Below are 12,426 nucleotides of genomic sequence, written 5' to 3' on the forward strand. Positions count from 1 at the left end.
CTACACCACTATTTATTTTTTACCTTTCAAAAACCATGTTACGATGTAGTTCACTAATTATCCCAATAATCTAACTAAATCAGAATAAACCCTCAACTAAATTAATTAGTCGAGGGTTTCACTGGTGGAGGCGAGGGGTGTCGAACCCCTGTCCGAAAGCCATAACACCTAGGCATCTACGAGTGTAGTCAGTACTTTAAAATCCCCTCTACTAAGCCCCTACTGGCCGGGTTTTAATTTTGGTAGCTTAATATTTCCCGCCTGTAGCTTTGTCAAAATATAAACATCATAAAAATCTCTCATTCTGTCGTTCCTAGAGACCATTGTATCCAGCTTTTCAGTAAGCACCGTTTTAAGATTATATTCAAAAACCTGAATTGTTATATCATCAAAGATTATCTTTATGATTTCTTAATTAATCTATCGGTTTACCATCTTTTGTATAATCTTCTTTAAATGAATCAAATTTCTTAGGATTTTTAGCCACTAATATAATACAATATGCCATAGCTAATTCAAGAAACATTGATGGAAATCCTCCAAGATTAGATAACATCTTTATACCGTCTATCCCTGCAAATGATAGCATTACCCATGATACAACGCAGAGAAGAACCCCCCAAAATATTTTCATTAACATTGAAGGTTCTGGACTTTCTGGTGATATACCAGTAGTACTCATTCCACCCATGGAAGAAGTCATGGCATCTGCTCCTGTAACATAAGATAAGAATGCGGCGAATATAAAAATAGGTATAATCATAGATGCCAGTGGGTAATTAGATAAGAAAAGATAAACAGCTGCTTCCGGTCCTTGTTTCATTACTGCTCTGGCTATTGGAACACCATGCAACTGAGAAAATATCGCTCCTCCTCCGAATATAGACATCCACATCAATCCAAAAACTGATGGAAGAAAGAAGTTTGTCATAATAAGGTCCTTAACTCTGTATCCGTAAGAAATTCTACCAAGAAATAATCCGGTTATGGGAGACCATGCAAGCCAATTTGCCCAGTAGAACATTGTCCATCCCTTTGGCCATGGATCTCCTTCAACAATACCAGTAAATAGACTTTTTTCAAGAAAATGAGATATATAGTTAGCAAAAGATTCTACATTTAAATTAAGTATATATACTGTTGGACCTACAACAAATATAAATATTGCAAGCCCAATAAATATCCATGTATTTATCTGAGAAAGATTCTTAACCCCATTCATAAGTCCTGTAACTGCTGAAATTACGAAGGCTACCACTATAGCTATATCAACAAAAAGCCATAACGTTGTATTACTCTTAATTCCAAATAAATAACTAAGGCCTCCAGAAACTGTAAGTACTCCTGTTCCAAGTGAAGCTGCCATGCCTGCTACTAACGCAAAAAGGCATATAGCATCAATTCCCTGACCCCCAATTCCATAGGATTTTTCTCCAAGCAAAGGATATAATGTTGATCCTATGCTATAAGGCTTTTTCATATTGTAATATACAAAAGCAAATATAATTGTAGGAATCGTATATATAGCATATGGTGTAAAAGTCCAATGAAGCATTAATGTTGATAATGAGAATATTGCTGCCTGAGGTGAATTTGGTGTTATACCTAATGATGCTGGAGGTGCTACTAAATGATACATTGGCTCCGCAGTCGCCCAAAAGAGTATTCCAATAGCAATACCTGTAGTTAGAGTGATTGAGAACCACTCAAATTTACCAAGCATTGGTTTAGCTTTAGAACCTCCAATTTTCACCTTTCCAAAAGGGGAAAAATATAATCCTACAACAATTATCAAAAAAATGATTCCACTTAGATTAAACAACCAACCAAAATTTACTAATATCCATGTATTAGCATCATTCACTATTTTTCCGAAAGCATCTTTATTAGCAAAACTCATAATTACCGCTGCTAACAATAGAATAACTGGGGGGAAAAACACTATAGGTTTTATCTTTTTCATTAATAACCCCTCCTAGTATAATCTAATTACAACATCTTTACTCTTTGGAAATGATGACTCCATACTTATTTATTGAAATATTGGAGCAACTATAAACAAATTTCCCAGGTCTTGCACAGCTTCGGCAGCTGCACATAAACCTGGGTAATCTAACACTATTATTAATTACATGCATCATAAACTGTTTTTAATGTTTCTTCCATAAGTTTAGGTATATCACGATAAGCTTGTGAATTTATTTTATTGTATATCTTATGATTATCCTCATTTGGAATAAATTCATCTTTTTGTTTTACCATATTATTAACTGCTTCATCAAAATCCTTATACAAACCAGTAGCAACAGCAACACAAATTGCTGATCCTAATGCTGCTGAACCATTCACTTTATTTCTAACAGTCTTTACACCATATATATCTGCAAAAATTTGCATATATAAGTCACTATTTGAGCCACCACCAGATATAATAATCTTTTCAGGTTTAATACCTAGTTCACATGTCATAGCATCATAGTGATTCTTTAATGTTAATGCAATCCCCTCTAGTAATGAGCGGTAGATATGCCCTCTTGTATGACGTTCATCAAATCCAAGAATAACCCCTTTTTTATATAATTTGTCTGCTGGTGCAAGCCAATCGGGAATTGTTAATAATCCATCACAACCTGCTGGTACATTTACAGCTTCTTTTTCTAAATAATCTTCCACGCAGTATCCCGCGCTTTTTGCTCTAGCAGCATATTCTTCACCAATAATGCTCTTATACCAAGAAATTAACCACATTCCTCGTCTGACACCATTACTCTCATACAAATACTCATTTGGAATACATGATAAATTTGTAAAGAAATTAGAAGGTGCAGGTTCATTTTTACTACCACAAACCATAGAAGCTATATATGTGCCCAAAGAAATAAGTCCCACATTAGGCTCTATAAGCCCACACCCAAGAGCTTCTACTGCTTTATCATTAGCAGTAGCAACAACTGGAAGTCCAGCTGGAAGTCCTGTTTCTTTTGCCACTTCCTCAGTTATATGTCCAAGTATTGTTCCTGGCATCTGAAGTTCTAATAATTTTTCTTTAGGAATATTAAAACCCTTGAAGTATTCTTCATCTTTAGACCAGTCCCATGTATCCATATCTACAGGAAATTGCCATTGGAAAGCGTTTGCAGCCGTATCCTTAAATTCTCCTGTCAAGCGATGTGTTAAATATCCTGAAGTTGGACATGTATATCCAATTTCTGAATTATCTTCAAATTTTGCATACGAACGCACATCCATCCAACTCATAACTGGTGCTGCAAGTGTTCCATCTTTCTTCATAAATACTCTGCAGCAACGAATAGAACAAAGTCCAAGGCCTACAATATCTTTAACATCGCCTTTAAATTCCTTCATTACTTTTGGGAATACAATCTTAAGACTATCCCATAAATCATCATCTGGATGTTCAACGTAACCAGCTTTTCTTGCCATCATTGGATTAAGCCCTTGGCTCACGCTACAAATAACTTCACCCTTTTGATTAAAAATAAAAACTTTTGTACTTTGGGAACCACTATCTACACCAATTACATATTTATCGCTCACTTGTTTTCCCCCTAAAAATTTTTGTAATAAACTAAGGTTTTTATTAAAACAAAAACCTTAGTTTTGTATGCAATTGTTATTTGATTATCTCAATAAGTAACCACCATCAACTGCTAAAACATGACCATTTACAAATTGAGAAGCCTTACTTGCTAAGAATACTGTTGATCCCATTAAATCGTGAACATCTCCCCATCTTCCCTCTGGTGTATGATCCATAATCCTTTTGTTTCTTTCTGGATCATTCATTGAAAATTCTGCAGCTTTAGTTTTAAAATATCCGGGCGCAATACCATTAACTTGGATATTATATTGTGCTAATTCATCAGCATATGTTCTCGTTAAGCCAGCGATGCCAGCCTTTGAAGCAGTATAAGCTGGTGACCATTGTCCGCCGAGGAAAGAGAACATTGAACAGATGTTAATAATCTTACCGCTCTTTTGTGGAATCATATATTGTATAGCTTCATGAGTCATTTCAAATGCTGCTGTAAGATTAATAGCTATCATTGGATCCCATTCTTTTCTACCAAACTCTAGTACTGGTTTAATTAAACAGATTCCTGCACAGTTTACTAAAATATCCACTGAGCCTAATGTTTCAACACATTTATCAATTATTGCCTTAGGAACACCTGGTTTTGTTATGTCACCTTCCATATATATCGCTTTTACGCCTTCTGCTTCGATTAATTTATTAAATTCAACGTCATCTGGCATAAAACTTGGCATAAATATATTTGCTCCTGCTTTTGCCAGTGATAGAGAAAACGCTTGACCCAGGCCAGTGTTTCCACCAGTTACAATTGCATTTTTACCTTTTAAAGAAAAATAATCCATTTTAAAATCTGTGATATTCATTTTTATTCCCCCTAAATTCTATTTTTATTTATTTTTTCTACTAATTTATCAATAAACTCTATGGCATCTCCTTCAACAACAATATCTGCCAAACTACAAATAGGCGCATCCTTATTTATATTTACAGAAATTATATTTTCAACATTTTTTAATCCTTCAATATGTTGAAGTGATCCATAAATGCCTAATGCAATGTATAATTTAGGACTCACAGTTTTTCCTGATTGCCCTACTTGAATACTTCGAGAAGCAATACCACTATCAATGATACTTCTACTCGCAGACACCATTCCATTCAATTCATGGGCTAAGATATATAGATGTTCAAAATCTTCTATTACACCCCCTCCACCAGAAACCAAAACTTCACTTTCTCTTATATCTTTTATATTTTCTTTTTCTATTGTTGTAAGTAGTTTAATTTTGCTTGGTTCCACGGTGGTTGGTTTAAAGTTAATTTTTTCTGTTTTCTTCAAAGTATCTGATGTATAGACAAATACATTTGGTCTTACACTCATCATAATGGTCTTACAATTCCTGTTAACAATACCAGCAAAAATTTTACCACCAAATGCAGGTCTTACCATCTCTACTTTACCATTATTATGCTCAATGGCTGTAACATCTGCAACCAAGCCAACTTTAAGTCTCATTGATAATTTTGGTGCAAGCATTCTACCTAAGTAGGTGGCCGGAATTAGTATGCTATCAAAATCATAAATATGATGTAATTCTTCTATACAATTTGTTATGTTTTGAACATCATAATTCTTTATCTCTTGATTTTGAATGGTAATTAGATAATCAAATTTCCCATCAATTACCCTATCATTATGATTAAAACAAATAGCATAGGTTTCATACTCACGATCTTTATAAATCTGATTTACTACTTCTAATAAATCTATGGAATTTTGAAAATCTTCTTCATCAAAATAGATTAAACTTCTATTCATAATCAAACAAATCCTTTATATTTTAAAAATTTATACACCACTTCAATTCCTTCATCATCATTATGCACAACCACTTTTTCTTTCTTTTCAAACTTCCTGACAAAGGTTCTATTTACTTTCGTTAATGAACCGGAAGTACCAACTTCCTCTTGAAGAAACTTCAATTCTTCATTTGTAATCACTGATATCCTATCTCGTACATCAAGCTCTAAATCCTTATATTTTACAAAAGGCAATTTATATTTGCTCTCTTTTCCTATACTTAGAACACTTGGTAGTACCATCTCGTATTTTGAGAAGGTTTTTTCACAATCAACCATAACTATCACACTATCATTTTCTAAACTCTCCTCATTAACCTTCACAATATTAGATAGCTGACTAATTTGTAACATTTCAGCGATTTGTGAAGGGATGTGTGCAGTATCCCCATCCAAGGAATGACTTCCAGTAACAATGAAATCATATTCCTCTTCCCTTAAATACTTAGCTATAATTTTACTAGTTACATAAGTATCACTGCCCACATAAAACTTATCAGATATAAGTGTTGCTTTATCCACATTGAGTCTCAGCAAATCCTCTATAAGAGGAATAGTACTTTGTGGAGCCATACTAACTACTTCAACAAAAGTCTCTAAATTTTTTTCTTTTATTTTCAAAGCAAAGCCTAAGGCACAGGCATCCTCTGGATTAAGGATTAACTTTACATTTTCTCTAACCAATACATTTTTTTCATAATCATACGTAAAGTTATCCACATCTGGAACGAACTTAACTAGACAAATTATTTTCAACTTTAGCTTTCTCCTTTTTATTAAGAGTAGTAAACACAGTTACTAATACTATACCAACAACGCCCATTGCTGCACTTGCTATGAAGTATGCATTATATCCACCTTTGTCTCCGAAGGTCTTAAATAGAGAACTATTAAATATCGGTAATATAATATCTGGCAAGTATCCAACTAAAGATATTAATCCTATTGCTGCTCCCATTATCTTGTCGTCAATCTTTGCGTCACCAAGTAATGACCAATAAGTACCACGAATGGCATATAAGAATATTCCTCCGAGTACTATTAACACATAAAACGTGTTCTTACTTAAACTAGTAGGTAAAAGCGCTATTAGGAGAAGACATACTACTGCACCTAAAAGTGCACAACTAAGAGTTTTTTCTTTCCCAAATTTGTCTGCTAAAAATCCTCCAATTATTCCACCTATAGGTCTCATCCAAAGTACAACTACCATAATAGTTGCTACGCTTACAGCATCTACTCCAACATTAGATTGTAAGAACCCTCCAAGATAATAAACTGTCCAATATACTGCATAGGACATGAATATAATTCCACCCATTATAAACACATATTTATTCTTGAATACCCCTGCAAAATCTGATAACTTAACCTTTTGTTTAGTAACTGTACTAGCGCCATTTTGATATCCAGCCTTCTTATCATCTTCAACGAAGATTGTAACAAGTATACCAACCACAAATACCACTATTGAGTACATATATATAATTGATACTATAGCTGACCTCTTATCGGCTATTTCTGTACTGCCTCCTATTACCTTAGTGAAAATATAAAGTGCAAGACTTGCAAGTAGTGCTTCTACAACACCACGTCCACCATCAAGTATCCCGAAAAATCGTCCTTCTTCTTCTTTCTTGGCAAGTAATTTAACAATCTTCATATGAGCACTCCAGAATGTAAATACGGAGAATATACCCCATATACCGTAAATAACAACTACATTATTGTAACTAGGAATTTGAGCAAACCAGAAGCCAGCTGCTGCTGTTCCAATAAGTGAAATAGATAATAACCACTTGGCAGAAAACTTATCACTTAATAACCCACTCGGGAAATAACCAACTACCCATACAATTCCGAGTACTGAATAAATAGAATTCAATTGAGGTAATGTCATATTGAAAACCTGTAAAAGAGTTTCCTGATAATTAGTCTTCAAATAAATGATAGGGAATATTGCTCCTGCTGCTAAAACGATTAGCATAAATTGAAAATACCTTTTGAAATTTTTATTATTCATACATTTGCCCCCCTCTATAACTAATTTTTATTTTAAAGCGTTTTTAGACTCACTTCAAACCTTGTAATCCTTTTCTTGGAGAGTATAAGTTTGGCTTAAGAATTTACTCCTAAGCCTATGACAGTAGTTATTTTTGATATTTAATGCCTTCTTCTTGTGGGTAAATAGTTCCAAAGTTCATAATTCCATTTGGATCAAAAGCTTCTTTTAATTTTTCTAACATATAATATGCGCTGCCATGTTCTGCTTTTGTCCATTCGTTACGAAACTTGCCAATTCCGTGGTGGTGACACATAGATCCTCCAAGTTTTAGGGTTTCCTCTACAATAATTGTTTGTATTGGATGGTGGTATATTCTCATTTCATCTTCCGGTGAACAATTTATATTGTAATTATAAACAAAGTACATATTAGCTCCGTTTATGTAACTATGAGATGAATGTCCACCGAGCATTGTCAAGTCGTTTGCACGCTTAAATTCATTTTTAATCCTGTTAAGAACGTTATCATATATTTTAGGAAGCATTTCCCAGTTAGCTGAAATTTCAGTTGTATATCCATCATGCTTATCATTATCAATCATTCCTTGGAACTCATCATCAATATCTTGCTGTGACCAGTTCAAATGATTAAACCAATCTTCTATAAGTTTGCTATCAACTTTTTCAATAATGCTATCATTGAATTTTTCAGCAGCATCTTCAATTCCTGTGCATATAGCATTTACCATTCCTTTATTTCCTTCAGCCATAAATATCAATACACATTTCCCTTTGTAAAAGTGATAAAAATGTTGTCTTGCATCTTCCTCCGAATATGTTCGAGCAACAGATGGGCGATACCCATTAACCATAACTTCTCTTAACACCTTAATTCCAGATTCAACATCTTTTACAAGGTATCCATAAAACTTATTGTTCTCCGGGAAAAATTTGAATATTTTAACCGTAACTTCTGTAATATAACATAATGTTCCTTCATTGCCGATAACAATGTGCCTTATATCCGGACCTCCTGCACGACGTGAAACATTCTTAATTCTTGAAATATGTCCATCTGGGAAAACACATTCTAGTCCTACTACCATATCTTCAATTCCACCATATAAAGTTGAGAATTGTCCAATGCTTCTTGTTGCTACAAGCCCACCATATTGAGCAACCGGTTTAGATTGTGGAGAATGTCCTGTTGTATATCCTAACTTTCTAAGTTCATCTTCAATTAATTGTAGTGGAACTCCTGCTTGTACCGTTGCTTCCATGTTATATTCATCAATTTTAATAATCTTATTCAGGTGCTTACCATCTATTACAAGTGTTAGTTCCTTCCAGTTCTCTAGACCACCTTCTGTAGCAGTCTTACCACTTCTTGGGATTACATTAACATTGTTTTTATTGCAATACATTAAAAGGGATTTGACCTCATCCACAGACTTTGGGAACACAATTGCTGTAGGTAATGGAACATCTAGTACTTTTTTAGCTTTTGCATATTTTTTATATCGATCTGCAGATGCATCATACAAATCATCATAATTCGTATTAATTTGTTCTTCTAATAAAATGCACTTCAAATCTTCTATTATTTTTTCCTTATTCATATACATTGCCTCCTTAATTTCTAATTCATTAGGTCTACAACAATAGAATACTATAATCAGAATTGTATGTCAACGTTTTTTAGGAAAACTATTCACTTTTTATTTTATTATTCTATTTATATGGAAAACTTTCCACGTTTTATTGAATATCCTTATTTAATGACTTTACTAACACTTTCACTAGTGTTACAATCAAAATACAAGTAATTGCTAAATTACTTAATAAAATAAGGAGTAAATTTAGATTGTCTATAGAGATTATCTAATAGTGATTATGATAAATATTGACTTTAACAAATTGAATCCTTTAGAAAAAATGATTAATGAAACTCTTATTACTTTATCAAAAACTGCTACAAATATTACAATAACAAAAGCAGCTGAAAACTGTGATTGTTCGGTGTCTAAGATTTCCAAATTTGCGAAAAAGCTTGGATTCAACAATTTCAAACAATATATTGATTTTTTATACGGTAAGGACCTTCCAGAAAACAGATCTTCAGTAGAACTTGAACGAATTAAAAATTTTATAGATGATTTTGATATATCTTTAGTTGATGAATTTATTAAATTGTTAAATTCTTATAAAAAGATTATTCTTTTTGGTTATGGCCCTTCGTTTATTGCTACCCAATATTTTGAATACAAATTAAGAATCAACACAAATAAGTTTGTTATTGCTGTCCCTGATGAAATTTCTGTAGAGAGTTTACTTGATGACAAAAGTCTACTTGTTATTTTTTCTACAACAGGTAAATTCAAGTCTTTCGAACGAATTAACACTCTTGCTAAAGAGAAAAACTGTCAAGTTTTATTGATTGTTGAAGAATACAATGAATCCTTACTAACTAATTATAGTAAGATCTTTTGGATGTCAAAATTCCTTCAACCAGATATTTTAAAACCCTATGAAAAATCAAGAATCGTTTTTTTTATTTTCATAGAGGAAGTTATTCAACGTATTATTTTTAATAATCGTCAGGATAATTTTGAGCAAAAACAAATAAATACTGAGCAAGAAGATATATAGTATTTACATAATTTATATCATATTAATGTATGGTGGAAGCTTTTTCATAAGACATATTCATTATTGTTAAAAACATTTTCTTCTATTTCATAAAGTTTTTTTAATCTAGATTATCTTTTATGTTTTCACCAATCTCAATGGAATAAATTTAAACATAAGAAAACCCACAACTAATTAATTAGTTGTGGGTTTTACTGGTGGAGGCAAACCGTGCCTAACTATATCTCTGTCATTAAAAGACTTGAATTATATAAATAGCTCAAGTCTATAGCCTATCACAGGTCTTAAGACTGTTTCTGCGACTGCGACAGCTCCTACAGTAGATCCAAGAAAAATTGTTTAACCATTACTCACTTATCTTCCTCGATTATCGGTTCTTCCTTGAAAAACTTTTTAAATATTAACCATGCCAACAATGTAGCTCCCGCAGCAAACCAAGTTGGAAGATTAATATTAACTGCTGTTACAAAACCAGCGATAATTGGTGGCACAGCTTGTGCTAAGGCTGAAATAGATTGATTAATTCCAAGAATTTCGCCTTGCCTCTCCGCATCTGCTAAGTTAGAAATAATAGCTGTTCCATTTGGTTGGTTAAGGCCTTGAAATATGGCTATAAATGGAACTACTAAATATAACCATACCCTTTCACTTGGCACTAATAAAAATGGAAAACTTATTGCCAATAAAACTATTGAGAAGCTAAGAATTTTAGCCGGCTTAAACTTTTTTGAAAGTGGTCTCAAAATAGCGCCTTGTGCAATAGCTATCCATATTCCCATGTAAGCAAAAAAATCTCCAACTTGAGATTGAGTAAATTTAAATTTTCCGTACAAAAACACTTGGAAAAACTGTGTGAAAAAATTAAAACCTACTGTTAATAAAAAAACTACTAAAAACATAACTCTTAACTCTTTAAAAGTGAAGGCTTTTTTAATATTTGAGAATCCCGTAAATAAATTTACCTTAACTATTCTTTTAGTTACTAAGGTTTCAGGAAAATTTAATATTACTAAAACCACATTTATAGTTGCTAGCATAATAGTTAGATAAAATGGAGTTGCATAAGTAAACCAACTAACTATTGTGGAATCGGAAAGTTTACCCCCAATATATGGTCCTATAATAAACCCTAGACCAAAAGCCATTCCAATTAAACCAAAGTTTCTTGATTTTGTTTCTTTTGTGCTCACATCAGCAATTGCAGACTGTGCTATTGCAATATTTCCCCCTGTAAACCCATCAACAATTCTTCCTAAGAATAAAAGGTATAGATTACCCTCAAGTATTCCTAGTATAAAAATTGTATAACCAAAAACTGTACCTATTAGTGATAGCAGCAATAATTTTTTCCTCCCCTTCTGATCAGCCAAGGAACCCAAAATCGGTGCGCCGAAGAATTGTGCTAGTGGATATGAGGCTATTAAAAAGCCATATATTAAGGTCCTAGTTGAAAAAGAATATGTCATTGGTAATATGCCATGTACTGGATCAAGTAAAAGCGCGGGTAAAATTGGAATAATAATACCTAATCCTAATAGATCTAAAAATACTGTAAAAAATATTGTTCCTATAGACGATTTCTTTTTTTTCATATATTCACCCCAATACTTAGTTTTATTATAAAATCATGTTCTTATATGTTTATTATCCAATTCCTAATTTCTACATATAAATTTACTATATATTTTTATTATATTCTACTAATTACTAAATTGTTCTGGTGTTAAATTTTTGATAAAATAATTACCATAACCTTTGTACTCCTTTATAAGCTTGGTTTATTTTAGCAATTCTCTCTTATTTAAAGGAGCAAACATAAATCTCTTAAAAGACTTCATATTGGTAAGCCAAACTATATGTGCATCCTGTTTTTTATTACTAAGTATTCTAGGTACGAAGAATTTAGCAACTGTTTGCGGCTCATCTCCAAGTGTGTTAAAAACTTTCCTAAACTTTTTATCTTGTATAACTGAAGAAACTTCTCCTGTAGGCGACTTTGTAATAAATTCAGTAAGCATCATACCTGGAGAAAGCCTGCCTGCCTTTACAGGAGAATTCTTTAATTCTTTTGCAAGTCCCTTAGTGAAATAAGTAAGAGCATGTTTTGAAGCACCATACAAAATAGTTTGCTCAATAATCATGTCATTAGAACCTAATCCTTCCATATTCCAAATCTGACCATTCTCCTGTTTAAGCATATTTTCAGCAGCTACAAATATTTAAATAAGGAGGATAAAAACATGGAATTTTATACGAAATTACCACGAAACAAAAAAAGAATTCGCATTATTTATGGCCGTTATATCGGTTATCTCTGTTAACATTATCGCGCCCCTTATCACATTTTTCGAAGTGGG

11 protein-coding genes are annotated in these 12,426 nt (G+C 32.8%); 1 reads left to right on the top strand and 10 read right to left on the bottom strand.

Annotated elements, in window-relative coordinates; all coding sequences use genetic code 11:
* Positions 1-219: 219 nt before the first annotated feature.
* From KPL55_RS25960 to KPL55_RS11130, 8 genes are all read right to left on the bottom strand, one after another.
* A complete protein-coding gene (locus KPL55_RS25960; RefSeq protein WP_216306853.1) occupies positions 220-408 on the bottom strand; it encodes a nucleotidyl transferase AbiEii/AbiGii toxin family protein in 189 nt (62 codons plus the stop codon).
* Between the two features lie 7 nt (positions 409-415).
* Positions 416-1,963, bottom strand: coding sequence for a BCCT family transporter (locus KPL55_RS11100; protein ID WP_216306784.1), 1,548 nt, complete (start codon positions 1,961-1,963; stop codon positions 416-418).
* Between the two features lie 161 nt (positions 1,964-2,124).
* A complete protein-coding gene (locus KPL55_RS26540; RefSeq protein ID WP_216306785.1) occupies positions 2,125-3,558 on the bottom strand; it encodes an FGGY-family carbohydrate kinase in 1,434 nt (477 codons plus the stop codon).
* Positions 3,559-3,642: 84 nt separating this feature from the next.
* Entirely contained in the window at positions 3,643-4,419 is a 777-nt protein-coding gene (locus KPL55_RS11110; protein WP_216306786.1) for an SDR family oxidoreductase, read from the bottom strand.
* 11 nt (positions 4,420-4,430) lie between these two features.
* The gene (locus tag KPL55_RS11115) at positions 4,431-5,375 is read right to left on the bottom strand and encodes an electron transfer flavoprotein subunit alpha/FixB family protein (RefSeq protein WP_216306787.1); all 945 of its coding nucleotides are present in this window, start codon (positions 5,373-5,375) and stop codon (positions 4,431-4,433) included.
* A 2-nt stretch (positions 5,376-5,377) separates the two neighbouring features.
* Positions 5,378-6,172 (bottom strand): electron transfer flavoprotein subunit beta/FixA family protein, encoded by a 795-nt coding sequence (locus tag KPL55_RS11120; protein ID WP_216306788.1) that lies wholly within the window; start codon positions 6,170-6,172, stop codon positions 5,378-5,380.
* Positions 6,150-7,439: an MFS transporter gene (locus KPL55_RS11125; protein ID WP_216306789.1), complete on the bottom strand. Its 1,290-nt coding sequence runs from the start codon at positions 7,437-7,439 to the stop codon at positions 6,150-6,152. Before KPL55_RS11125 ends, KPL55_RS11120 begins: the two co-directional genes overlap by 23 nt.
* A 127-nt stretch (positions 7,440-7,566) precedes the next feature.
* Positions 7,567-9,039 (bottom strand): FAD-binding oxidoreductase, encoded by a 1,473-nt coding sequence (locus tag KPL55_RS11130; protein WP_246599404.1) that lies wholly within the window; start codon positions 9,037-9,039, stop codon positions 7,567-7,569.
* A gap of 274 nt (positions 9,040-9,313) precedes the next feature.
* Between KPL55_RS11130 and KPL55_RS11135 the strand changes: the two genes are divergently transcribed.
* Entirely contained in the window at positions 9,314-10,069 is a 756-nt protein-coding gene (locus tag KPL55_RS11135; protein WP_216306791.1) for a MurR/RpiR family transcriptional regulator, read from the top strand.
* A 350-nt stretch (positions 10,070-10,419) separates the two neighbouring features.
* Here KPL55_RS11135 and KPL55_RS11140 read toward each other — a convergent pair whose 3' ends face one another.
* Positions 10,420-11,661 carry an MFS transporter gene (locus KPL55_RS11140; protein ID WP_216306792.1) on the bottom strand — a complete coding sequence of 414 codons (1,242 nt, stop codon included), beginning with the start codon at positions 11,659-11,661 and terminating at the stop codon, positions 10,420-10,422.
* A 186-nt stretch (positions 11,662-11,847) separates the two neighbouring features.
* Positions 11,848-12,267: an SDR family NAD(P)-dependent oxidoreductase gene (locus KPL55_RS11145; protein WP_216306793.1), complete on the bottom strand. Its 420-nt coding sequence runs from the start codon at positions 12,265-12,267 to the stop codon at positions 11,848-11,850.
* Positions 12,268-12,426 lie beyond the last annotated feature (159 nt).

The sequence above is a fragment of the Clostridium lacusfryxellense genome (assembly GCF_018861735.1).
In the GTDB taxonomy this organism is placed as follows: domain Bacteria; phylum Bacillota; class Clostridia; order Clostridiales; family Clostridiaceae; genus Clostridium_AD; species Clostridium_AD lacusfryxellense.